The following is a 22,426-nucleotide window of genomic DNA, read 5'->3' as shown; positions in this document are numbered from 1 at the left end:
GCTTCAGCGCTCTTTCATATCTAATTAAAAGAGCGCCCACGCGGTCTTAAGGTATGTAGTTGCGCTTCAGCGCTCTTTCATATCTAATTAAAAGAGCGCTGAAGTGCAACTACGTACCTCCAGAATACTGCTCTTTCATATCTAATTAAGAGAGCGCTTTCATCGCAACTACGTACCTTAAGAGAAGAGAGCGCTGAAGCGCAACTACGTACCTTTGAGCGCCCAAGCGCAACTACGTACCTTTGAGCGCCCAAGCGCAACTACGTACCTTAAGAGTTGCCTAGGTCATGTTTAAGTTAAGGGTTTCATTGTCACTTCAATGTCAGCTAAACCTGTCAGTTTTTCCACGGGTACATCTTCTTCAACTCGCGGTATGAAAATAGTTAAACCTCCGGGAATGCACTCAATTGAAAGCGGAGTCATGCCGACAATTTCTCCATCTACAACCACTTTTTGAGGCGGATCGGCACTGATTTTTACTTTTTTTGCGCGCAAATAACCGATGTCGTCGCGATCGGTAGGATTGCCGCTCAATGCTGTTTGTAAGAGGTGATAAGAAGCTGCGATCGCCCCTGCTTTATTTTGAGGCGCCACCAGCGTCACGTCCAGCAAGCCGTCATCGAAAATAATCCCCGCGGGGCCTTGAGCTAAAATGGAAGTAGGCGGCGCTGCATTCGCCACTGTCACGGCCACCGCAGTAACGGTGATGATTTTATCTTCGGTTTCGATTTCGGCTTCAAATCTTTCTAAATTGTTTAACTGTTTGATTCCCGAGAGAATGTAGGCCAGCATTCCCCAGCGATTCTTCATTTCGCGATCAGCTAATTCGACAGTTTCCGCCTCAAAACCCACTCCAGCTAACAAAACCATCGGCATTTTACCGTTACACATCCCCGCATCCACCACCCGCGTCAACCCTCCCAAAATAGTTTCGCAGGCGGTTTCGATGGTATTCGGAAGATCCAAAGCATTTGCAAAAGCATTCGCAGTTCCCCGCGAAATAATTCCTAAAGGGATATTTGTCCCCACAATGGCGCCCGCAACTGCTGATAATGTGCCGTCACCCCCGGAAGCAATAATTTCCTGAACTCCTCTAGCAACTGCTTCGCGGGCGAGTTGATCTGCATCTAATTCTGGTGTTGTCAGCCGAATGTCTAAGTCAATAAACGGCTCTAACATTTCTTGAATTGTCGCTAAGTCTTGGTCGGGGTCGCTGTTGCCGGCGACGGGATTAAAGATTAGGCAAGCTGAACGTTTCATAGTTGGTAAGGGGTAATTGGGAATGGGGAATTGGGAATGGGTAATTGGTAATTGGTAATATTATTTCCTGTTGAGATACAACAATTAAATTGGTTTGTAGTGAGGACTTTCGTCCTTATTTTCCTGAGGACTAAAGTCCCCACTACAAACCTAAAACCAAATAGGTTCGATCGTTCGGACTTTAGTCCTTCCCAATTTTTGCGGACTGAAGTCCTCACTACAAACCTAGAAGCGAAAGTTAAATTACAAAAGGTTCGATCGCGATTTCCTGCCATTTCCCCTCAAATCGTTCGACAACCAAAGGTCGAACTCTGAACTTGGGGGGAGTCCCGTCAAGAACATCAATCCGCAAACACGAATAAGGACGGCGTTTGTGGGAACCTTCGCCGCTGCGGCCGACAAATAGCAAAGATTCCGCTACCCGCCGGCTGGCTGTTTCAGCACCAGCCTCGCGCGCCAACCGATAAGCTTCCGGGCTCGATGCTTCCTGCAATATCGGCCCTTCCGGGCGCTGACGCCGCAGGCTGTGGCCGCTTCCCCCGCAGACAATCCAATTAATCCCAGAGTCGCCGTGTCCGGTATCCCCAGTCCGCAGGTATTCCAAACAGTGGGCGTGGCCTGTGAGTACCAAATCTACTAGGGGACGCCCCCGCGCCTCCTCCCCAACTGCATCGGCCACCGCATCGAGTACCTCGCGCAATCGCAGCCGAACTGCCAAAGTTTGAGCTTGATTCCACTTTGTCGCCTCGGTTACGTAGGGGGGATGGTGCAAGTACATTACCCGCCCCCGCACGTCTGAATCTGCCCAAGATGCAATCAATCGCCTTTTGAGCCATTCGAGTTGTTCAACGTCCGTGGAGGCTGTTCTGTCGGGCGACAGTTGTTTGTCGATATCCATCAGCATTTCGTCAACTTGCTCTAATTTGGCGCTCAAGTCGTCTAGCTTTTCGGCTTCTTCGGGAATTTCCGGGTTTAGCCGATCGGACATTTCGAGCATTTCCAATTTTTCTTGTTCCAACTTTTGCCGATCGAGTTCCAAATTTTGGCGGCGAATCTCGCCCTCTTTGGTTTTCGGGATCGGTAAGGGTTCGTTGAAGGTATTGGAGTCGAGGGCGAAGAAGTCGATACCCCCGCTGCGAAACGTGTAATAGCGGTTGGGTAAGCGGGTAAAGCGTCCGGGTTGGTAGCGGATGCAGCGGCCTGTGCTGGTGCTGGCGGTGTAGTGGGCGTCTAGGTGGCGATCGAGCTCTCCCGGCAATTTGTGAGCCCTCAGGTAGTCGAGAAAGGCTTTGGCGTAGGCATTTCCGATCTCCGAACCGTGCCAGCCGACATCGAGATCTAACTTGGAACCCAGCAGCCTCCGCAGCGGCAAAGCAGTCGCAGAGAGAATTCCGTAGAATATCGGCAAGTCGTAGTAGTCGTGGTTTCCCGGTACGGGCAAAAACGGAAAGTTGAACACCATGCGATCGTAAGCAATCCGAGATGGTTGCTCGCCGCCGACGATAAACTCTCGGTAGGGGCGAATAAAGTTTTGCAAGTAATATTCACTCGAACCCACCAGATAAACTACATCGCCCGTATGCAGAGCAAAACGGCAACTTTGGCGTTCCCGCAGCATCAACTCGGCAACCTGCCGCTGCGGGTTGTGGCCGCGGTGGTTGCCGGTGCCGCTGTCGCCTGCGACTAAAAATGAAAATTCAGGACAGTCATCGGTTCGATCGTCCAAAACCATCTTAGTTTGGTCAATTCCCCGATCGGCGATCGACTTTTCTTGCCACCGCACCCGCTCGTTCATTTTGCGGATTTTGACTGTTATTCGCGGGTCGGACACGAATTTCACGCCACCTAGTCTCCCAAATTGCTCAGTTCCTAGTTAATCTTGCAGCGATCGCACGGGTGTTTACCTCTGTCTAAAAGCTGAACATCGCTCGATCGCTGGCGCGTGCGGGCTACAACCAGGTTTCTGCTTCCCTAGAAGTCGATCGACCCAGATTGAGAAAAACCGCGTTTTTTTGAGATTTAGCGATCGGGCGGTTGTAAACTCACTATTGTTAAAAAAAATGCAACTGCTTTTGCTTTGTCGGCGATCCAAACCCCGATAGTCATAAGTCATTCCCAATCCTGCAATTTTTCAATCCTGCAATTTTTCAATCCTGCAATTTTTCAATCCACAATCTAAAATCTAAAATGGTATCCGCTCAAATCTAATGTTATTGATGATACAGAACCTTTTAGTTCCCAGAATCGCGGCAAATTTTTAATTTTTAATTCTCTTCTGGCGCTCTCTCCCTCTCTCCCTGTATTCCCCTCTGGCTTTTACCCCCCGATCGGACTTCTGACAAAAACAAGTTTTCACTCACGAGCGATGGCACGATCGCAGCGCGTTTTGATACCATTCAATCAAGCCCAAGACAATCAGGGAATGTAGTGGAGGTGCGTAAATGGAGCTTTTCGGAGAACAAAAACGGTGTCTGGATGCTTTGGTAGCGTCGATCGAGCAATTGGGAGGTCGAGTAGACATTCCGAAGCTGGAGCAGATAGCAGAGCTCATCATTCAAACGATGAGGGGGCCTTGGCGCTACTTTCACACGTCGGAACACATTTTTGAGGTCGGAGGGTCAGTCGATCCGATCGAGGTACTGGCTGCGCTGTTTCACGACCTCGTGTACGTCCAAGTCGATCAGGGCGTAAGTTTCAATATCAGCAGCGCCCTTTGTCCTTTTGTCCAAGAAGTGCGATCGCAGTTAGTGATTAGAGATCGAACCGAACTACCCGACGATGCCATGTATCACCTGGTGGCCTCTGTCTTTGGGTTTGTTCCAGGCAAGATTCTCTCTCCGTTTGCCGGCCAGAACGAATTCTTGAGTGCCGTGATTGCTGCCAAATCTTTGGAGCCTTTTTTGCCTGCAAGTACGATCGCCGAAATTGCCGCTTGCATCGAAGCTACGATTCCTTTTCGTCCGATTTCGGCCAGCGGTTTGAGTGCGATCGAACTTTTGCACCAGCGCTTGGTAAGTGTAAATCGCGATTTGAATTTCGGATGGACTGATGCCGAAACAGCAGAAATTGTCAAGCGTTCGGTCAGGTTAGCCAATCGGGATGTAGAGAATTTTGCCTCTCCAAATTCCTCTAATTTCTTAGACAATACCTGGAACTTGATGCCAGAAACCAACCACGAATTGAGCAATGTCAATTCCTATACCGTGGGCGGATATCGCAAATCTCTGCAAAAGATGGAAGGATTTTTAAACTTCCTCAAACCAGAACTGGTTTTTCAGCAGTTTATGCAAGAACCGGACAATGAAACCTACGCTCACATGATTGCCCAAACTAGAAAAAATATCGCAGTCGCCAAACTTTATCTGGGTATCAAACTAATTACGATCGCAATTTTAGAAGCTCTTTCCTACCGTTTGGGGCGCGACATTCCGCTTTCGACAATGATGGGAGAATTGCGCGCACCAGGATTTAAAACATCGGTTTTGGAAGATTACTTGCCCAACAGACAAATCGCTTACCCCTTAGAAAGTCAGTTGGAAAAAGAGGTTTTAGATTTGTTAGCAATAGGACGTAATCAAGAATCTCCCTATGATATTAAAAACTCCCCCGTGGCTACGTTTATTATCAAATCTATCGGCTTTGCAGAAACCGAAAACTTTTTGAAGAAAGCTCAAGAATTCTTTGCCGGTCACATTTCGTCGGAAGAGTTTCTGTCTTACTGCGCTCCCGATGTCATCGATACCATCTCCTCCGGGGTTATGAAACTCTTTGACAGCAGGAAGACGGCTTTAGGAACAGTTAAGCTAGCTCACCAAACAGTTTCTTAGCATATGTTGGCAAAATCAGGACTTACGCACAACCTAATTTTGGTAAGGTGCGCTCTGCACCTCGTGCACCTTACCGCTATAATTCAATACGCTTGGGTTAACTGTTTACTCCGAGGAGATCCCCCTAAATCCCCCTTAAAAAGGGGGACTTTGAGCAACTTCTTGTCCCCCCCTTGGGAAGGGGGGCTAGGGGGGATCTGGCTTAACTGAACGGTATTGCGCTATAATTCCACCATAAAAACACTTTTTGCGTAAGTCCTGATTCAAAAAAAGAGGACTTTAGTCCTCACAAGAAACAAGCTCGATCGCGCGAAATTAACCGGATATTAGCAGTAATCGCGACTGAGTTATTATTATTCTTTTCTTTCAATTATAATCGTCATGTGAGCGACTAATGCACCGATCGCTCCTACTGCTGCAATCACTGGAAACAAAGTCGCGCTGATGACTCCGCCGACTACTCCCACCGTCAGAGGAACTTCTACTAAAATCCGTCCCTCTTCATTTTTGATAATCAGGCGGCGGATACTCCCTTCGTGAATCAGCTCTTTAACTTTAGCAACCAAATCGTCGCCGTTAATCTTCAACTCCTCGACGCTAACTTTGTCCTGAGTATAAGTAGGGGTTTCTAAAGGAGTCGCGTCAAATTGAACTTCAGTAACTTTTTCGGCAGAAACTTTTCCCGATACAGGTATTGATTCGAGTTCTCTTGCCCCGACAGGTTCTTGTACGCGATCTGTAGGTGTGTCCATTTTTTGTTCTCCTTTTCGGTAAAAGTATTTTTGTATAGAATTATTTAGAATAATAACACGCAACTTTTTATCCATCAATCATACTTTTGGGTGATATTGCTGCTGTTCAGTTGACAGTTGACAGTTGACAGTTGGCAGTTGGCAGTTGATAGTTGATAGTTGATATAGCGGATCTAGCTCTCATATTCGCGGACGTTGTTGGGAAGAAGGCCCTCTTGATTTAATCGGTTATATAAGCTGTCGGTCATACCTCATCTTTCTGAGAAAGGCTATAGTTGATAGTTGATAGTTGGCAGTTGGCAGTTGGCAATTGGCAGTTGGTCATCAGTCATTAATCATCAGTCATCAGTCATCAGTCAGAAGGAAGATTTTTCCCCCTCTCTTCCCCTCTCCCCTTCTCCCTCTCTCCCCCTCTCTCCCTCTCTGCTTGTGCCAATACGCTAACTGTCTACCTCTGAGCCTCCTACCGCCACACCCGCGAACAACCTCAGAGCGAGACAGCCACAGGATTAGAGCTACTTTCACACCTTGTATATTCAGACTCAGCGGATGTAGAGGTTGAAATACTGACATTGTACTGAAAGTGCGATCGCCCCGCCGTGTATAGATTTAACACATCTAGTTCGGCAAACCGCACATGGAAATCCTCGCTTACTTTCCTCAACAGTCATTTTTATCCAAGTCACTGCGATCGCCCCACAAAACCCGGCCTCCCGAGGTTCCTCCCATGAACATCCTAGAGTTTCTAATGAGAATTGCTTAAAATAAAGGGGAAGCAGTAGTAATTATGATCGAAATATTATCGAAACCAAACCAATTATCTCAAATTGAAGTTGAGCTTGGCGCAAAGTCGGCTAAAATAGAATTTCTTCCTTCTGCTTCCCCTTTATTTCCCGTGTCCGATTTGGCAGCGACAGAATTTGCATATCAAGTTGGTGGCAGTTTGCAGGCGAATGCTCTTACCTACGTCACCAGAGCAGCAGATAGCGAACTTTACGAATCGTTAAAAGCAGGTAATTTTTGCTACGTGCTCACCTCCCGACAAATGGGAAAATCGAGTCTGCGGGTGCAAACAGCGCGCCGCTTACAAGCAGAAAATATTGCCTGCTCAATTGTTGACATCACAGGAATTGGCACGGCTCAAATAACTCCCGTCCAGTGGTACGCGGGTTTTACAGCCACTCTCGCCAATAGCTTTAAAATTAAAATGAATGTCAAGACTTGGTGGCGCGATCGAGAAGACTTGCCACCAGCCGTCAGATTAAATGAATTTATCGAACAAGTATTGCTTCCGGCGATCGATCGCAATATCGTAATTTTTATCGACGAAATTGACAGCATTCTCTCCCTGAACTTCTCCAGCGACGACTTTTTTGCCTGGGTGCGCGGCTGCTACAACAAACGCGCCGAAAATCCCGAATACAACCGCCTGACTTTTGCCTTATTTGGAGTAGCGACTCCTCAAGATTTGATCTCTGACAAAACCCGAACTCCGTTTAATATCGGCCGCGCCATTGAACTCAAAGGATTCGATCTTGCCGAAGCCACACCTTTAGTCAGAGGATGGCCAGAAAAAATCGATAATTCCCACGAAATTCTCAAAGAAATCTTAGCTTGGACTGGAGGACAGCCATTCCTTACTCAAAAACTTTGTCAATTAACTGCCCAGAAGTTAGCAGCAGAAACCAGCCGCGATTGCCATAGCCCAGCCAACTGTCAATTATTTATTGCCGAATTAGTGCAGTCTAGCACCGTAGAAAACTGGGAATTTCAAGACGAACCCGAACATCTCAAGACAATTCGCGATCGCCTCCTGAGAAATCAAGAGCGCATCGGCCGTTTGCTAGGACTTTACCAACAAATCTTAGCAGATATGACTCTGCCAAACGGCGCAGAAAATACCGCAAAAGAGTCGATTGCTCAATATAATTTAGCTAAATACAGTTCCCAAAAAATGGAACTTTTACTGTCAGGTTTAATCGTCCAAGATGGAGGAAAACTGAGAGTTTACAACCAAATTTATGCGTCTGTTTTTAATCGGGAATGGATACACCAAGAATTAGCAAAGCTCCTGCCTTACTCCGAGTCTATCTGCGCTTGGGAAGCCTCCAACCACACAGACGCTTCCCGCTTGCTGCAAGGCAGAGCTCTCGCAGAAGCCTTAATCTGGGCGGCTGACAAAAGTTTGAGCGATCGCGATTATCAATTCCTCTCGGCTAGCCAAGAACAAGAAAATCTGGAAGTTCAAAGAGCTTTGGAACTAGAAAAAGCAGCTTCGCAAATATTAACCGAAGCAAATTTAGTTTTGACTAAAGCTCAGCAAAAAGCCAAGCGAACAGTCCAATTTAGTTTGTTTGCACTCGCTGTAATTTCTGCTATCTCTGGTAGCGTGCTCGTGCAGGTGCAGCGAGTAGCCCAGAAAGCTGAAAATCAAAAAAGACAAGCAATAATTACCCACATAGAAGCACTCAATTCTACCGCCGATATTTCCCTAAGCTACGATCAGCTAGGAGCTTTAATCGCAGCAGTCAGTGCTGGCAAAAAAATGCGAGAGATAGAAGTTTCCCCAACGCTGAAAGCACAGACACTAAATATACTGCACCGAACGGTAAATGCAGTTAGAGAACGCAATCGTTTGCTTAAGGGACACACGGCTAATTTCAGCCCGGATGGCAAGTTGATTGTGAGTGCGACTGACGAATTGTTGGTGAATTTCTTTCAGCCTAACGGTAAGTTAATTTTGAGTTTGCCTGGACACACCGAGTCAATTACTGAGGTAGTTTTTAGTCCTGACAGTCAGTTAGTTGCTTCTACAAGTTTTGACAAAACTGTCAGAATTTGGCGCCGCGACGGAACTTTGCAGCAAGTTTTGAAAGGACATCAAGATTTAGTTTGGAGTGCAAGTTTTAGCCATGATTCTCAACTAATTGCTACTGCAAGTTCGGATAAAACTATTAAAATTTGGAATGCAGGCGGTGTTTTGCTGCATACTTTAAAAGGACATACTAGACCTGTTACATCAGTCAGGTTCAGTCCCGACGGTAATATGTTGGCTTCCACCAGTCAAGATCGAACTGTCAAACTTTGGAAACGCAGCGGGAAAACACTGTTTCGACTTGAGAAAACTCTTTTGGGACACGGAGATGAAGTGTGGGGCTGCAATTTCTCGCCAGACGGTGAGAGGATTGCTTCAGCTAGTCACGATTGGAAGGTGAAAGTTTGGAATACTGACGGCAAGTTGCTCAAAACTCTCGATTCTACAGCAGCTTTGGGTAATGTCAGTTGGAGTAAAGACAGCAAGTTGCTGGCAGGGGGCAGCACTGACGGCAATGTGAGACTTTGGCGCCGCGACGGGACTTTGCTGCAAACTTTTAGGGCACATCAAGCGGATGTGTGGAGTGTGAGTTTTAGTGCCGATCGCAAAACTTTAGCATCTGCCGGGAAAGATGGGTCGGTGAAGCTTTGGAGTCTCGATCCTGCTAAAGTAGAAGGTGCCGAACTTGACACATTGCTCGCCGTCGGCTGTCGCTGGCTAGGAGACTACCTGCAATACAATCCGGGTGTTGAGAGCGATCGGCATTTGTGCGAAAAAACTGACAATTGACATTTTGTGCCAATTAGCAGAAACAGGTTGCGGTTGAATTGTCAGGGCGGGCGATCGGCTCCAGATTTGTCGCTACTCTTTTCTGGATTGTCATATAATTTTAGGTAAGGGGTAATAGCAAATGTCCTCGCCCAGATCGCGGATGTCTATCAATCTGAACCAAATTCATGTTATGAAACATTCAAGCTAGTGATAAGTGCTAGATTCTGGTTAGTAGAATTTGGGATAGATTAAACTTACTAAGTAGTCAGGTTGCAAAGGTATCTACTGTTAAATTAATCTAACCTGCTATATCGTTTCGGGTGACAACAGCACGATTAAAGAAAAAAATCATGCTAAATTAACTCGATTGGAGCGAGCCGAGTAGAGTTGATTGCCAAGCTATCAAAAGAGTAGAAAAAGCAGTGCAAATAGTACGCAATACTCCAGCAGCCAACAGCAACTGCCAATTACCAAAGGAGGGAGCAGTGTATGAAACTGATGGGGTAAGTCCCCTGAAATCGCCGCTCGGTTTGCGATCGACTCTAGAGGAATTAACCCTGTACAACTTTCTCCTGGAGTCAGAGTGTCTGGGTGGCGAAGTTACTAAAATTTTTCAATCTAATCCTTTACTTCCCGGCATCATCATTACTGAGAAAGGAAAGTTTGCAGGGATGATTTCGCGCCGACGTTTTTTTGAACACATGAGTCGCCCCTACAGCTTGGAGTTATTTTCTCAACAGCCTTTGTTCATCCTGTACCGCTTTACTAAAACTGATATCTTGGTTCTCGATCGCAAAACCTCTATTATGAAGGCAGTACGGCAGTCTCTAGAGCGATCGCCCGAACTGATCCACGAACCCATTGTAGTTCAGGTAGAGCCGGACAATTACCAACTTTTAGACGTTCACCAACTACTGCTTTCTCAGTTGCAGATTCACGAGTTAGCAACCGTGGCGATGCGGGAATCCCAAGCACAATTGAGACATCAAGCCCAACAGCTCGAACTTGCCCTCCTGGAACTTCAGCGCACTCAAACTCAACTAATTCAAACAGAGAAAATGTCTTCTTTGGGGCAGTTAGTAGCAGGAGTTGCTCACGAAATCAACAATCCCATCGGCTTTATCTACAGCAATTTGCACCACGCTAAAGAGTATACCGAAGGTTTAATGCGGATGCTTTCTCTGTACCGGCAGCACTGTCCCGAATCTATCCCAGAAATTGAAGCGGAATCAGAAAACATCGAACTCGATTATTTGCTGGAAGACTTACCCAAAGTGTTTGATTCAATGCAGCAAGGTGCAGAAAGGGTGCGCGATATCGTTTTGTCGCTGCGGAATTTTTGCAGGTTAGACGAAGCCCAAATGAAGCAGGTCAACATTCACGACGGTATCAACAACACAATTATGCTTTTGCAAAGCCAGCTTAAAGGGAAACCAGGACTGGAGGCGATCGCAATTCACAAAGAATATAGCAAATTGCCGCTGGTGCAGTGCTATCCCGGACAGCTAAATCAGGTATTTATGAATATTTTGGTTAATGCCATTTACGCTCTTGTTGAGTGGAACAAACACGAAAATGTCGATGGGAAAACCCAGAAAAATTCGCAAGCAGGCGATCAAAATAATTCCCGTACAAACACTCAATCTTCAATTTCTAATTCTAGCCATCTGATGCCTGCGATTCTGATTCGCACGGAGTTAGTCGAGGGCAAAAAGGTAATAATTAAGATTTCTGACAACGGCCCGGGGATGACAGAAGATGTTCGGAAGCGGTTGTTTGACCCTTTCTTTACCACAAAGCCTGTGGGCAAAGGAACGGGCTTGGGATTGTCAATTAGCTATGAAATTGTTGTCAATCAGCACGGTGGCGAATTGAAGTGCTTTTCCGAACCGGAAAAAGGAACTGAATTTGCGATCGAGATTCCACTTCAACAGTTTTCCCCACCACATATGTTACCTCGGTTTGCCTGATGACTGCTGTTCGCGATCGGGGACAGCACTAGCTCGAAAGCGAGCGGGGACAGCACTCATGACAACTGTCAACTGTCAACTGTCAACTGTCAACTGTCAACTGTCAACTGACTACGGACTACCTTTGCAAACCCACTTCCACAAAACATGACTCGGCCCCTGTTGGCGAATGCGGCGCACTTGTTGTTCCAAACCCTGTTTTTCCCGCAGGGGCAATCCTCGCACGATGTTGCGACTGTGCCAAGTTAGCACTGCTAAAGTCATCGCCAAACATATACCCAAACCGAGAGTGGGCCAGCGGTGAAAATATAAACCGTAGCGCACCGCCGCCCAAGTAAAGTTTTCTAACCACAAATCGATTTCGTGACGCAAACTCCAAATGCTCAAAGAACCGACGCTAATCCACAGCAATATCACAGTTAACCAGCGGCCGTAAACTGTTAGTTTGTGAAGCCTTTGGACTTCAATTTGAAAATTTGGGTCATTAGTCATGGCAGAAGGAAGAAGGAAGAAGGAAGAAGGAAGAAGGAAGACCGAAGTTGCAATCGACCGCATGGGGAAATTGCAACGCGAGAACGTCCTAACCGTCTTGGCGCGGTTACAATAACACCAGTCAACAGCTCGATCGCTAATGACTGATGACCAACAATCGTTAAACTTCTTCTGATGGGTTAATTCCTTCTGCGGGGACGGCGATGGATTTGCCTGTACGACTGCGCCACCAAGCTAGCAGCGTGCTAGCAATGAAAATACTGGAATATGCACCAGCAATAAAGCCGACAATCAAGGCTAAAGCAAAGTATTTGAGGGTTTCGCCGCCAAACAAAAAGATGGAAAACAAGGTCAGCAGCGTCGTCATGGTCGTGTTAATTGACCTTCCCAGAGTCTGCATGACGGCATCATCGACAATTTGATCGATCGACTGTCCGGGATTTAGCTTGATTACTTCCCGCACGCGATCGTAAATTACCACTGTATCGTTAACAGAAAAACCGATAATTGTCAAGAGCGCAACCACAAATAAACTGTCAACTTCCACTCCTATAGCCAAACCCAACATTGAGAAAATGCCCAGGGTAATTAAGACATCGTGAAACAAAGCAACAAAAGCAAAAAAGGCATAATCTAACTGAAACCGGAACGTCAGATAAAGAGTAATGCCAGCAAAAGAAAGGAACAAAGCTAGCAAGCCGGAAGTAAATAACTGTTTGCCGAGAGTAGGGCCAACCGTATCAATTTGAATAGATTGAGGAGCAAAAGCGCCTATTTTATCGCTCAAAGCTGTTTGCAACTTAGTCCGCTGTTCGACATCCAAAGTTTTAGTCCGCAGGGACAAACCGCGCTGTTCTTTGCCGATAACTTGAATGCTGCTGCCGGCCAAACCTTGGGTGTCGAGGACTTGGCGGACAGCAGCAATATCGATGGGTTTACAATTTTCCGGTTTCGTGCAGTCGAGTTCAAATTGCAGCCGAGTGCCGCCGATAAAGTCCAAACTGGGGCGCAGCGGTGCGCGGATGTCGGGACGAGTCCAAGAAATCGCCATCGACACTATACCTGCAAGGATTATAGCGGCGGAAAGACTCCACCAGATCGATCGCTGTTTGATAACACTGAATTGCATAATTTCGCGGGAATTGGGAATTGGGAATTGGGAATCGGTAATCGGTAATCGGTAATCGGTAATTGCGAGTTGGAAATTGGTAATTGCGAATTGCGAATTAATTTACAACTGATTTTTAGCAATTTTTACTTAGCCAATCTTATCGATTACCAATTACCCATTACCCATTACCTACTAGCTATTAGCTATTAACTGTTTTCGACAAACCGGGACAAAACCACTCGGGTTTGCGTAATTTGGGAAAGCCCAAGACTACCAACATTAGAGTGCGACTGCAAGTAAGAGCAGTAAACATACTCACTGCGACGCCCAAGGCCAGCGTTACAGCAAACCCTTTGACTAAACCAGCCCCCAACCAGAACAAAGCAGCACAAGCAATCAGTGTAGTTACGTTGCCGTCTAAAATGCTGGAAAAAGCGCGGTAAAAACCTGATTCTACCGATCGATAAAGCGTCTTCCCCGCCCGCAACTCTTCCCGCGTGCGCTCAAAAATCAACACGTTAGCATCCACGGCCATCCCGATGCTGAGCACAAAACCAGCAATTCCTGGCAACGTTAATGTCACCCCCAACAGCACGAAAGCGGCCCAAGTTAACAAAGCATAAATTAACAGAGCAATATTGGCAATTACGCCGGGGAGTCGATAGTAGCCAACCATGAAAATCAAGACTAAAGTCAAGCCACCGATGCCTGCATTAATACTGCTTTGAATGCTGTCTCGTCCCAAGCTGGCACCTACTGTGCGGTTTTCAATAATTACGACAGGCACGGGCAAAGCACCGCCGCGCAATTGCACCGCCAAGTCATTAGCCTTCTGTGCTGTAAAGTTGCCCGAAATTTCGACATTACCGCCTGTGATACCTGTTTGTTTGTACTGATCGCTAACAGTCGCAGCACTAATGAGTTCGTTATCTACAAAAATGCCTAGGGTGAGGTTTGTACCAGCAATGCTTTTGGTCAATTCGGCAAACTTTTGGGCCCCCTCAGTATCGAACCGTAGCGCTACAGCATAGGTGTTGCCTAAGGAATTGGATGTGGCGAAAGCATCTTTGAGGTTTTTGCCGGTGATCTCGGTACGTTCGTAAAGGTTGGCGGTAAGCTGTTTAATGTCCTGATTCTTTTTGTCGATCGCAGCTTGGTTGTCTGCGATCGCCTTAGCATCTCCTTTTGCCTGCAACTCCTGCTGCTTTCCCAGCATTCCAGCAAGTTCCTCTTTCCTAACCTTCAAAAAAGCTCCTTCTTGCGGTGTCTCGCGCCGAAAATCTAGCTGTGCCGTACCGCCGAGTACCCGTTCCGCTTGTTGCGGATCGCTTACTCCAGGCAACTGAACCAGAATTTGATCGCTGCCTACGGTTTGTACAACTGATTCGGAGACTCCCAAACCATTAACTCGGTTTTCGATAATTCGCCTCACTGCTTCTAGATCCCGCTCTTCAATTTTCGGGATATCTTTGGTAGTTTTCACCTGAATTGTGAGTTGCGATCCTCCTTGCAAGTCTAATCCCAGCCGCGTCGGAATTGTTGCTATCACAGTAATAGCGGCTACGATCAAAACAAAAATTAGGGCTAATAATGAACGTTGTTTTTGCATACTTATAGTAGTTGACAGTTGACAGTTGACAGTTGGTGAGACTGTGGATTCCTGCACGGTTGAGGTAGTTGGCAGTTTACCAGGGACAGTAATTAGTTGGCAGTGGTAATTGGTAATTCGCAATTGGTAATTGGTAAGGGCAGCTATCAACTGTCAACTATCAACTGTCAACTATCAACTGTCAACTGACTATTTATACTCGCAAACCTACCATTTTTTGGACAGCTTCGACAATTTGGTTTGGCTGGACAATTGTCAATCTTTCCAAATTACCGTTGTAAGGTGTGGGAATATCTTGTGAAGACAGCCGCAAAACTGGTGCGTCAAGTTCGTCAAAATATCGATCGCAAATTGAGGCAATTAATTCAGCGCCGATGCCTCCGGTTTTCATGCACTCCTCTACAATAATTACTTTGTGAGTTTTGCGAATAGATTCGCCGATGGTGTCCATGTCGAGGGGTTTGAGAGAAATTAGGTCGATTACTTCTGGATCGAAACCTTCTTTCATGAGTGCCGGCAAGGCTTGCAGGACGTGGTGGCGCATCCGCGAATATGTCAAGATGGTGACATCTTTGCCCGATCGCACAATTTCCGCTTTATCTAACGGCACTAAATATTCTGTGTCTGGCAAATTTTCCTTAAGGTTGTAAAGCAAAACGTGCTCGAAAAACAGTACCGGGTTATCGTCGCGGATTGCTGATTTTAAGAGTCCTTTGGCGTTGTAGGGAGTCGAACAGGCGACAATTTTCAAACCCGGTACTGCTTGGAAATAGGCTTCTAACCGCTGGGAGTGTTCGGCGCCGAGTTGTCTGCCCACGCCGCCTGGGCCGCGAATTACCATCGGCATTTTGAAGTTGCCGCCGGAGGTGTAGCGCAGCATTCCGGCGTTGTTGGAGATTTGGTTGAAGGCGAGGAGCAAAAAGCCCATGTTCATGCCTTCGATGATCGGCCGCAATCCCGTCATTGCTGCGCCTACTGCCATGCCTGTAAAGCTATTTTCGGCGATCGGGGTATCGAGGACTCGGAGCTCGCCATATTTTTCGTAGAGGTCTTTGGTGACTTTATAGGAACCACCGTATTGACCTACGTCTTCGCCGAGTACGAATACAGAGGAGTCGCGGGCCATTTCTTCGTCTAGCGCCTCGCGGAGGGCGTTGAACAATAGGGTTTCTGCCATAGGAGGTGAAGCAATGATTGCAGGAGGTCAGATTAGAATCTTAACCTTTTGGGGGTGTCGGTGAGGATGCGATCGTACATTTGGCAGTTAAGACTGGAGATTTGGCCAACATATATCATAATATTTGTATTATGTCAATCAATATTTAAGTTAACTAGACAGGCGGGAATTCCCCCGCTCACAGCAGAGGAATATTATGTTCCAGACAAAAACTGAACTAACTCTGGAAGAGTTTCTCAGTCTCCCCGAAGGAGAAGGAGATATAACCTACGAACTTGTTGACAATCAAGCAGTACCGAAGATGTCACCGAAAAAATTTCATTCTCGCCTCACCAGAAGCCTGATAAAAATTCTCGAACAGTGGGGTGAAGAACGGGGAGAAATTGGTGTAGAATGGGCAGTTAAATTAACCAGAATGGGGCGAGATTGGGTTCCAGTCCCAGATTTTTTATATGTTTCTTACCGAGAAATTGGGTCTAAAGCCCCGTCCTTCTAGGACGGCTTTTTCTTAACTTTTCTTAATTTTTCTTGGGATTCTCCTGAATCCGCGATAAAATGCCAACATGAAAACCCTGAAGTTTAAGCTGTATCAACATAAGCGGAATAGATTTCTCAAGCGGTCAATTAACGCCGCCGGAGTGATCTATAACCACTGTATTGCCCTACATAAAAGGTACTACAGAATGTGGGGAAAACACTTAAACTGCTCTAAACTTCAAGCTCATATAGCTAAACTACGGAAGCGTAAACCTTTCTGGCAACGACTAGGCTCTCAGGCCGTTCAGGATATCTGTCAACGCATCGAGAAAGCCTATCAACTATTCTTTAAGCACAATAAAAAGGGAGTAAGACCGCCGGGATTCAAGAAAGTTAGAAGATACAAATCTTTTACTCTAAAGCAAGCCGGATACAAATTTCTCTTAGGCAACAGAGTTAGGATTGGAAATCAGGTTTATCAGTATTGGAATTCCAGGGAAATAGAAGGAACCGTTAAAACCTTAACTATCAAGCGATCGCCTCTAGGTGAACTCTTTATGATGGTGGTTGTGGACCCAGAAATAAGAGAACCCAAAATCAAATCCGAGACGAGTAGAATTGCTGGATTTGATTTTGGCTTAAAAACCTTCCTGACTATTTCCGATGGAACCCAAATTGAATCCCCTCAATTCCTCAAGCAATCCCTAAACAAGCTCAAGCAAGCCAGTCGCCAACATTCAAGAAAAGTTAAAGGGTCAAATCATCGAGAGAAAGCTAGAAAGAACTTAGTTCGTCAGTATGAAGATGTTTCAAATCGTCGTACTGACTGGTTCTGGAAACTAGCCCATCACCTCACAGATAGATTTGACATTTTGTGTTTTGAGACCTTGAACTTGAAAGGAATGCAACGTCTTTGGGGCAGGAAAATATCAGACTTAGCCTTTGGAGAGTTTCTCCAGATTTTAGAATGGGTGGCTCAGAAAAAAGGAAAAGCGATCGTTTTTATAGATAGATGGTATCCATCTAGCAAAACCTGTTCTGCCTGTGGTCATGTTTTAGAAAGTCTAGATTTATCGGTAAGAGAATGGCGTTGTCCATCTTGTCAATCTGTGAATGGACGAGATGAAAATGCTGCTAAAAATATTTGTGCGGTTGGGGCATCGACCGCTAAGTTAGGCTATGTTAGACAGGTTTTGCCTGCAATTGCTGTTTGACCTTAGAATCAAGAGTGCGTTTACGCCGGGGAGTATGTCAAGAACGCTTATCTCCAGACTGGAATCAAGATGAAGCCTGTCCTGTCGTCCCGGAATTAGTCATAGAAATTATTTCACCAGAACAAACTTTCGGTCAGTTAGCTGCGAAAGCGAGAAATTATTTGGATGCTAAGGTATTGCGGGTTTGGGTAGTTGATAGCAAGGCTAGAAGTATTACAGTTTTTTACCCCGATGCAGCACCGCAGACTTATATGGGAGATACTCTATTAAAAGATCCACTTTTTGATGGACTAGAATTTACTGCGGAACAGGTATTTAAGATGGCAAAAATACCATAATTTTTTTTGAATCAGGATTAGTGTGTGCTAGTTCACAAGCTATTCCATTGTTCTAGAGTAATTTGCCTATCTATAATCTCCTCAACCTCTCGAATCATCATCCGTAACTGAGGAACAGAATACTCGTCATTAGAAGGAATAGTTAAGCGATACTCATGATAAATCATAAACTGGTGCTTGCTTCCAGAAAAAGGGTCAGCTAAGCCTAGCTCTTGTAATTTCTGGATAAATTCTCGACGCTTACAAGGTGTCCAACGGCTCAAGGCTAGGCTCCTGATTTAAATCAATATTGTCAATTACGGGCAAACGGTGTCGCAATTTTAACCCTAGCAAAATCCAGTCTTCCAAAGTGGATCGCAACTCATTTTGACACTCTTTTAAAGTTGAGCCAAAGGCGATGACTCCCTTGCAAACAGGAATTTTGCCGACAAAGCTACGATCTTCAAGTTTGTCATACATAGCCTCAGTCATTGCTCGATCGACGTATTCACTCAGAATGAATTTTACAGTCATTGAGTTTTAGTTTCCTTTTGCTTGTCGAATATTTAGCGCTCGGGTATTTAGCTCTCCTTCACAGTTACATCTATTATATTTGTTTTTGTCAAGCTACTACATTTATATCTCAGCAAAATGCTTCTGCAACAAATCGTGAATAAATCGATAACGTCGATCGCCCGTTTTTTGCAGTAACAGTCGATCGCCCGCAGCATCCAGAAAACGCTGGTAATCCCAAGGAATATGACCGCTAGACCACAGCACGAGGCGCAATATCAAACTATCAATCGCCGGAATTGGCGGCAACACAGCACTAATTACCGCAGCCACAGCACCCGCAATCAACCCCCAAATCGAGCCGGAGACTAGGGTGGCGATTACTCCCAAAATTACCCAAATCAGCCCGCCCAACAGCTTAACTCCAAACTGATACTTGCGCTGTTCCTCGCCTGTTTGCAGCCAACTCGACGAGATGCGATCGAGGTAAAATTCTTGAATTCCTTGCTGTTCCATCTTTCTCGCCAACCATCCCAGCCAGCGGCGAATTTGTTCTGGCCGCAGTTCCTTATTTCTGGGATACTGCTTGACTTCCCCAGTCATTTGGTGGCGGATGTAAGCAGTTAACAGATATTTGCGCTGTTCTTCTGTGGAAGTGATCCGCTTCCAAGATTCAATTAAAATATCATCGTAAGCCAAAGCCATCATGCTCAATAATAAGGGAGCTTTTGCTAATTTTAACAACTCCGGCTCCTTCTCTATGCTGTACCAAAGTTCGCGGCTTCTGGCTTCTAGGAGATAATTTTGAATTTGAGTTTCGCTCAGAGGTTTCAGCAAAACTGCTGCTTGCAGTTTAAATCTACTCTGGCAGTTTTTGTAAGCTTCAAAACTGCTGCACGCGACTAAATGTTTGGGTTGAAATTCGCTTTCAAGAAACTGATTGATTGCTTGAATGCAGCTATCTTGGCGGTGGATTTCTACTTCGTCCAAACCGTCGAGGAGAGGTAGCAATTTTTGTTCGGCCAGCCATTTTTTGCCGACAGCCGCAGGGATACTATATTTGTACTGAAGCTGAACAATTAACCAATCTGCGATCGCCCCAGATTCTGCTTTCCACGATCTCAGTTCAAACAGCACGGGTATTGGTAAATTAGGATCTTGTTCGGCGCGCGAAACTAACACCAGAGCCAATTCTAGCAGCGTCGTGGTTTTGCCGGCACCCGTCGCTCCCAAAATGACTAATTTGCCGTTGGTGCGATCGAACACTTGAGAAATGCTAGCTTTGGCTGGAAGCCGAAAACTTGGACGATTTCCCGCTTTCACTTCCACATCCCAACAGCGGCTAACACCGACAGGCTGCGAATCTTGGCTGAGGTTAGCCAGCACAGCAGTATGCAAGGATTGCGATCGGCCGGCTTCGGCTTCCTGCTTCACCTCCGAAAGCAGTCGATCGCGAGGTGGTTGTAATTGGAAAGGAATAAATCTTGACATGACAACTAATAAACTAGACTTCTTGCAAAAATAGTTAGGACGCTGCTCAAAGCCATCCCACAAAAATCTTTTTTCTTGTGGGATGGGCTTCTAGCCCGTCCCAAAATTTGATTAAAAGGACTTTTGCAAGAGGTCTACTGCACCTCGCGCTGGATGCTTACGTTGCTAGAGTTGAACACAATTGGCTCAGAGCAACAGTACCATCACTACAGGTGTCAAGTATAGACGGACTAAAATTATTGTGACAATCATGAATGTTAAATTTTAGGAACTCATCCGGAAACATGAGCCCTGATTAAGTATTTTCACTATAAATCCAATGGTGGTCGCCCCGAATTTCCCGGAAAAATCTTGATAAATCCGCCTAATTACGTATTTTCCCTATAACTTGACTGGCGATCGCGTCAATTCCGCAACCAAAAATATCAGTATAAATACAGAGGAGGTTTTTATGCCATTTACTTCTACTCAAATCATCATTACAGGCTTAGCAGGGCTAGCCACAGCCGTGGGTGTAGCTGCTGCAACTATACAGTCGGGTGCGATTCAACAATCCAATGTAGCCCTTCCAGAATCCCCAGCAGCAGTCAGAAACGAGATTTCACTCCTTCCGGCGAACAACCCCGAATCTGAACCAGCAGAACCTCTGCAAGTAGAAACCCAGCCTGCGGAAGCCCCCAAATCTCAACCTCAACCAGCCAAAAGTGCCGCACTTCAACCACCGCTAATCGCTGGATTCTCGCAGCAAAAAGTTGCCCCAGTAGTTGTCACACCGCCCAATTCCGGCTGTAAAATCAGTATGGCTGTAGTTAGCGATCCGAATCCACCGCTGAATGTGCGATCGCACCCGCAAGTAAACGACAGCAAAATAGTAGGAAAACTGAAAAATAATACCTTTGTTTCCATCGCAGAAGAACAAAATGGTTGGCTGCGAATTACCGAACCGCCCGGTTGGATTGCCAAAAATCGCACCGAAAGCAGTTGTTCTAATGTCAACCAGCAGATTAATTTTTTGACTGGGGGAGATGAAGCGATAGTCAAAGGTCGAATTATCGGCGGTGGAACTCATTCTTACAAGATTCGGGCTGCTAAAAATCAAACAATGACGGTTAAGAATCGGAAAGATGTTTTCCCACAAATTATCACTCCTAGTGGCAAACTTTTAGTAGAAGATCCGAATACACAAGGCAAGAAAACTGAGTGGACGGGCAAAATCCCTGTTACTGGAAATTACACATTTCAACTAGACTCAAATTTCCGTGGCTATGAATACGAATTTTATGTGCGAGTCCGATAAATTCCCAAGAATACCGGGCGGTTGAAACCGCGTCTATACAGACAAAACAAGCCGGACGCCGGTTGAAGAGTGGGCGGTGAAAATTACGTTAGCTTCTTCAGTCCGCGGAGGCGGACTTCCTTTGTGTAGACGCGGTTTTAACCGCCGTCTTAGTTTGTGTAGACGCGGTTTTAACCGCCGTCTTAGCTAATTAAGGAATTTCAGAAAGCGACACATCTAAAATCGCAAATTTCTGCCAATCTTCCGAATCAAAGTGCCACCATTCTGTGCTTATCCCGATAAATCCCTGTTTTTTCATCGCATCTTCAAGCGTTTGACGATTTTTCCGAGATTGAGCGCTGCCACCGTTGTAATCTCTGTGAGCTTTTTTGGTAAAATCGTCATAGGGCGTTGGCATCTCTAATTCTTTGCCAGTGCGATCGACTAAAGTCAAATCCACTGCCGCACCGCGATTGTGTCGCGAACCCCTAGCAGGATTAGCCACATAATTCGGATCTGGCAAAAACTCCCACATTTGCTTAGTCACAGAAAAAGGCCTGTAGCAATCGTAAACTTTCAAACCCAATCCGATTTTTTCTAAATCTGTTTGAACTAGGGCTAATTTTTGAGCAACAGAACTTCTCAAAGCACATTTTGCTACTGTATAAAGTTTTCGTTTCAAGAAATTGTTAGTAGTGGCGTAGCGGATATCAAGACGAATGTTGGGATTGACGGTGCGAATGTCAACAAGTCGCGCCCAACTAGGAAGTTGACTCATGAAAACGCTTTCAGGTGCGATCTGGTTTGATTCTGGTTGAGTAATTTGCACTTGTGGCGACTCCGTTGCGCGGACAAATATGGGATGGTGCAGACCGATCGCACATAGCAACACTAACATAAATGCGATCGGGTATTTTCCAAAACGTTTAAATTTCATAGCTATTCTGATGGCAAGTTTTAGAGAGTAGATTGAGGTCGTTCTTCTGTGGTATAATCAATATTATGATGTCACCGTGATAGCAGGGGAAACTATGAAAACTGCAATTTCACTTCCAGATTTAGTTTTTGAAGAAGCCGAGGCTTTGGCTAATCAGTTAGGATTATCACGCAGTGAGCTTTATACAAAAGCATTGCAGGCTTATGTAAGGCGACATAACCGCGATCGAATTTTGAGCAAACTAAATCAAGTCTATTCTGAAGAATCCTCTGAACTAGATCCAGTCTTGGCAAAGATGCAATTTATGTCCTTACCCCATGAGGATTGGTAATACCAAATTCGGGTTCGTTACCCTCCATCGATCGGCGATTGAATCGGCGATTGAAATCGCTTCTACACATACAAAGTCCGCCTCCG

Annotated in this window: 18 protein-coding genes; 8 read left to right on the top strand and 10 right to left on the bottom strand. The window is 45.8% G+C overall.

Annotation, left to right across the window (positions count from 1 at the left end; all coding sequences use genetic code 11):
- Window positions 1-291 precede the first annotated feature (291 nt).
- Both JGK07_RS25405 and JGK07_RS25400 read right to left on the bottom strand, forming a co-directional pair.
- Window positions 292-1,260 (bottom strand): YegS/Rv2252/BmrU family lipid kinase, encoded by a 969-nt coding sequence (locus JGK07_RS25405; RefSeq protein ID WP_293179551.1) that lies wholly within the window; start codon window positions 1,258-1,260, stop codon window positions 292-294.
- Between the two features lie 238 nt (window positions 1,261-1,498).
- Window positions 1,499-3,055: a metallophosphoesterase gene (locus JGK07_RS25400; RefSeq protein ID WP_325315047.1), complete on the bottom strand. Its 1,557-nt coding sequence runs from the start codon at window positions 3,053-3,055 to the stop codon at window positions 1,499-1,501.
- Window positions 3,056-3,701: 646 nt separating this feature from the next.
- On the opposite strand from JGK07_RS25400, the gene JGK07_RS25395 reads away from it, so the two are divergent.
- On the top strand, window positions 3,702-5,087 hold the full coding sequence (locus tag JGK07_RS25395; RefSeq protein ID WP_293179557.1) for a hypothetical protein: 1,386 nt from the start codon (window positions 3,702-3,704) through the stop codon (window positions 5,085-5,087).
- A gap of 353 nt (window positions 5,088-5,440) precedes the next feature.
- Here JGK07_RS25395 and JGK07_RS25390 read toward each other — a convergent pair whose 3' ends face one another.
- Entirely contained in the window at window positions 5,441-5,839 is a 399-nt protein-coding gene (locus tag JGK07_RS25390; protein ID WP_293179560.1) for a DUF4342 domain-containing protein, read from the bottom strand.
- A gap of 787 nt (window positions 5,840-6,626) precedes the next feature.
- Between JGK07_RS25390 and JGK07_RS25385 the strand changes: the two genes are divergently transcribed.
- Window positions 6,627-9,443: an AAA-like domain-containing protein gene (locus JGK07_RS25385; RefSeq protein ID WP_293197265.1), complete on the top strand. Its 2,817-nt coding sequence runs from the start codon at window positions 6,627-6,629 to the stop codon at window positions 9,441-9,443.
- 404 nt (window positions 9,444-9,847) lie between these two features.
- Entirely contained in the window at window positions 9,848-11,395 is a 1,548-nt protein-coding gene (locus JGK07_RS25380; RefSeq protein WP_293212621.1) for an ATP-binding protein, read from the top strand.
- A 111-nt stretch (window positions 11,396-11,506) separates the two neighbouring features.
- Here the strand turns inward: JGK07_RS25380 and JGK07_RS25375 are convergent, their stop codons facing one another.
- From JGK07_RS25375 to JGK07_RS25360, 4 genes are all read right to left on the bottom strand, one after another.
- Window positions 11,507-11,887, bottom strand: a complete 381-nt coding sequence (locus JGK07_RS25375) for a hypothetical protein (protein WP_293197263.1) — start codon at window positions 11,885-11,887, stop codon at window positions 11,507-11,509.
- A gap of 160 nt (window positions 11,888-12,047) precedes the next feature.
- Window positions 12,048-13,016 carry a protein translocase subunit SecF gene (secF, locus tag JGK07_RS25370; RefSeq protein WP_293212619.1) on the bottom strand — a complete coding sequence of 323 codons (969 nt, stop codon included), beginning with the start codon at window positions 13,014-13,016 and terminating at the stop codon, window positions 12,048-12,050.
- Between the two features lie 181 nt (window positions 13,017-13,197).
- Window positions 13,198-14,607, bottom strand: coding sequence for a protein translocase subunit SecD (secD, locus tag JGK07_RS25365; RefSeq protein WP_293179803.1), 1,410 nt, complete (start codon window positions 14,605-14,607; stop codon window positions 13,198-13,200).
- Window positions 14,608-14,800: 193 nt separating this feature from the next.
- Window positions 14,801-15,784 (bottom strand): alpha-ketoacid dehydrogenase subunit beta, encoded by a 984-nt coding sequence (locus JGK07_RS25360; protein ID WP_293193211.1) that lies wholly within the window; start codon window positions 15,782-15,784, stop codon window positions 14,801-14,803.
- A gap of 196 nt (window positions 15,785-15,980) precedes the next feature.
- On the opposite strand from JGK07_RS25360, the gene JGK07_RS25355 reads away from it, so the two are divergent.
- The 3 genes from JGK07_RS25355 to JGK07_RS25345 all read left to right on the top strand — a co-directional run bounded on the left by JGK07_RS25355 (window position 15,981) and on the right by JGK07_RS25345 (window position 17,813).
- Entirely contained in the window at window positions 15,981-16,280 is a 300-nt protein-coding gene (locus tag JGK07_RS25355) for a Uma2 family endonuclease (RefSeq protein WP_293193210.1), read from the top strand.
- A gap of 67 nt (window positions 16,281-16,347) precedes the next feature.
- Complete coding sequence (locus tag JGK07_RS25350) at window positions 16,348-17,475, top strand: transposase (protein WP_293179581.1); 1,128 nt, start codon at window positions 16,348-16,350, stop codon at window positions 17,473-17,475.
- Window positions 17,472-17,813 (top strand): Uma2 family endonuclease, encoded by a 342-nt coding sequence (locus tag JGK07_RS25345; RefSeq protein WP_325315049.1) that lies wholly within the window; start codon window positions 17,472-17,474, stop codon window positions 17,811-17,813. Before JGK07_RS25350 ends, JGK07_RS25345 begins: the two co-directional genes overlap by 4 nt.
- 240 nt (window positions 17,814-18,053) lie before the next feature.
- Here the strand turns inward: JGK07_RS25345 and JGK07_RS25340 are convergent, their stop codons facing one another.
- Both JGK07_RS25340 and JGK07_RS25335 read right to left on the bottom strand, forming a co-directional pair.
- Window positions 18,054-18,326: a type II toxin-antitoxin system HicB family antitoxin gene (locus JGK07_RS25340; protein WP_293179584.1), complete on the bottom strand. Its 273-nt coding sequence runs from the start codon at window positions 18,324-18,326 to the stop codon at window positions 18,054-18,056.
- Window positions 18,327-18,428: 102 nt separating this feature from the next.
- Window positions 18,429-19,796, bottom strand: coding sequence for an NACHT domain-containing protein (locus tag JGK07_RS25335; RefSeq protein ID WP_293243039.1), 1,368 nt, complete (start codon window positions 19,794-19,796; stop codon window positions 18,429-18,431).
- A gap of 451 nt (window positions 19,797-20,247) precedes the next feature.
- Between JGK07_RS25335 and JGK07_RS25330 the strand changes: the two genes are divergently transcribed.
- Entirely contained in the window at window positions 20,248-21,093 is an 846-nt protein-coding gene (locus tag JGK07_RS25330; RefSeq protein WP_293197259.1) for an SH3 domain-containing protein, read from the top strand.
- 190 nt (window positions 21,094-21,283) lie between these two features.
- On the opposite strand, the gene JGK07_RS25325 is transcribed toward JGK07_RS25330, so the two are convergent.
- Entirely contained in the window at window positions 21,284-22,009 is a 726-nt protein-coding gene (locus JGK07_RS25325; protein WP_293193208.1) for a M15 family metallopeptidase, read from the bottom strand.
- Window positions 22,010-22,103: 94 nt separating this feature from the next.
- Here JGK07_RS25325 and JGK07_RS25320 point away from each other — a divergent pair, with 94 nt between their 5' ends.
- Window positions 22,104-22,340, top strand: coding sequence for a hypothetical protein (locus JGK07_RS25320; RefSeq protein ID WP_293193207.1), 237 nt, complete (start codon window positions 22,104-22,106; stop codon window positions 22,338-22,340).
- Window positions 22,341-22,426: the final 86 nt, after the last annotated feature.

Source organism: Microcoleus sp. PH2017_24_DOB_U_A, assembly GCF_020738205.1.
Lineage (GTDB): Bacteria > Cyanobacteriota > Cyanobacteriia > Cyanobacteriales > Microcoleaceae > Microcoleus.
Note: the sequence above shows the minus strand (reverse complement) of the source record. Positions and strands in the feature narration are given on the sequence as shown.

Coding starts and splice junctions, on each gene's coding strand:
- JGK07_RS25385 (WP_293197265.1), top strand. CDS start 6,627: ATGATCGAAATATTATCGAAACCAAACCAATTATCTCAAATTGAAGTT.
- JGK07_RS25325 (WP_293193208.1), bottom strand. CDS start 22,009: ATGAAATTTAAACGTTTTGGAAAATACCCGATCGCATTTATGTTAGTG.
- JGK07_RS25340 (WP_293179584.1), bottom strand. CDS start 18,326: ATGACTGTAAAATTCATTCTGAGTGAATACGTCGATCGAGCAATGACT.
- JGK07_RS25400 (WP_325315047.1), bottom strand. CDS start 3,055: ATGAACGAGCGGGTGCGGTGGCAAGAAAAGTCGATCGCCGATCGGGGA.
- JGK07_RS25355 (WP_293193210.1), top strand. CDS start 15,981: ATGTTCCAGACAAAAACTGAACTAACTCTGGAAGAGTTTCTCAGTCTC.
- JGK07_RS25375 (WP_293197263.1), bottom strand. CDS start 11,887: ATGACTAATGACCCAAATTTTCAAATTGAAGTCCAAAGGCTTCACAAA.
- JGK07_RS25335 (WP_293243039.1), bottom strand. CDS start 19,796: ATGTCAAGATTTATTCCTTTCCAATTACAACCACCTCGCGATCGACTG.
- JGK07_RS25350 (WP_293179581.1), top strand. CDS start 16,348: ATGAAAACCCTGAAGTTTAAGCTGTATCAACATAAGCGGAATAGATTT.
- JGK07_RS25395 (WP_293179557.1), top strand. CDS start 3,702: ATGGAGCTTTTCGGAGAACAAAAACGGTGTCTGGATGCTTTGGTAGCG.
- JGK07_RS25330 (WP_293197259.1), top strand. CDS start 20,248: ATGCCATTTACTTCTACTCAAATCATCATTACAGGCTTAGCAGGGCTA.
- JGK07_RS25360 (WP_293193211.1), bottom strand. CDS start 15,784: ATGGCAGAAACCCTATTGTTCAACGCCCTCCGCGAGGCGCTAGACGAA.
- JGK07_RS25390 (WP_293179560.1), bottom strand. CDS start 5,839: ATGGACACACCTACAGATCGCGTACAAGAACCTGTCGGGGCAAGAGAA.
- secD (WP_293179803.1), bottom strand. CDS start 14,607: ATGCAAAAACAACGTTCATTATTAGCCCTAATTTTTGTTTTGATCGTA.
- JGK07_RS25405 (WP_293179551.1), bottom strand. CDS start 1,260: ATGAAACGTTCAGCTTGCCTAATCTTTAATCCCGTCGCCGGCAACAGC.
- secF (WP_293212619.1), bottom strand. CDS start 13,016: ATGCAATTCAGTGTTATCAAACAGCGATCGATCTGGTGGAGTCTTTCC.
- JGK07_RS25320 (WP_293193207.1), top strand. CDS start 22,104: ATGAAAACTGCAATTTCACTTCCAGATTTAGTTTTTGAAGAAGCCGAG.